At 71.2% G+C, this 1,025-nt stretch carries 1 protein-coding gene; it reads left to right on the top strand.

The window, feature by feature from the left end:
- Window positions 1–532: 532 nt before the first annotated feature.
- Complete coding sequence (locus ADX84_RS25100) at window positions 533–1,021, top strand: flavodoxin family protein (RefSeq protein WP_049579982.1); 489 nt, start codon at window positions 533–535, stop codon at window positions 1,019–1,021.
- The last annotated feature ends 4 nt before the right edge of the window (window positions 1,022–1,025 follow it).

The following is a 1,025-nucleotide window of genomic DNA, read 5'->3' on the forward strand; positions in this document are numbered from 1 at the left end:
TTTGTTGTAACAGACCCCCCAGCCCCCGGACTTCTCCCTTCCCCTCTCGTGGGCCAGCGTAGTTTGTGAAAAAGAACCGGCTTCCGGCCGCCCGCGTACTGGCCCCCGTACGGGTCGCCGCCGTAGCCGGGGCCGGGGGCCCCGCCGTAGGGGTCGCCTCCGTAGGGGCCTGCGCCGTAGGGGCCGCCCGGACCACCGGGGGGCATCCCGCCGGGAGGCGGACCCATCGGCGGCGGGCCGCCACCGGGAGGCATCCCGCCGTGGGGCATCCCGCCGTGGGGCATCCCGCCAGGGGGCATTCCGCCGTGGGGCATGCCACCGGGCGGCGGGCCCATCGGGGGCTGGCCGCCACTGTGCGGATCCATGGGCGGCTGTCCGCCGCTGGGTGTTCCGTAGGGCGGAACCTGGTTCGGGTCCTGCCCGTGGGGAGGAGGCTGATTCATGGGGTCCTTGGCTTTCCTTGCGCGGAGCTCACGGTGAGCGGGAGCGTGTGACCGGGCCACGCGAGGGGGATCTGCCTACTGTGGGGGGCATGGCACGACTGCTCATCGTTCACCACACGGTCTCACCCGCCACGAGGGAACTGCTGGACGCGGTGCTCGACGGCGCCCGAACAGACGATATCGAAGGCGTACGAGTGCAGGTCAAGGCGGCACTCTCCGCGAATGCCGCGGACCTGCTCGAAGCCGACGCGGTCGTACTCGGTACCCCCGCCAACATCGGCTACATGTCCGGTGCCCTCAAGCACTTCTTCGACACCGTCTACTACCCCGTGCAGGTCGACACACAGGGGCTTCCGTACGCACTGTACGTCCACGGTGACAACGACACCTCCGGAGCGGTCCGCTCGGTGGAGTCGGTGGCCAAGGGTATGGGATGGCACCGACACCGGCCCCCGGTGACCGTCACGGGGCGTCCGGACTCCGAGGCCCGCGAGGCGTGCTGGGAGTTGGGGGCGGTCACCGCGCTGGCCGCCCTGGAGCACGCGGGGGAGGGAGCGGAGGCGGAGGAGGCCGGGTAGAGGG

Origin of the sequence: Nocardiopsis sp. SBT366, assembly GCF_001083815.1 — a bacterium.
GTDB classification, from domain to species: Bacteria; Actinomycetota; Actinomycetes; order Streptosporangiales; family Streptosporangiaceae; genus Nocardiopsis; species Nocardiopsis prasina.

Coding starts and splice junctions, on each gene's coding strand:
- ADX84_RS25100 (WP_049579982.1), top strand. CDS start 533: ATGGCACGACTGCTCATCGTTCACCACACGGTCTCACCCGCCACGAGG.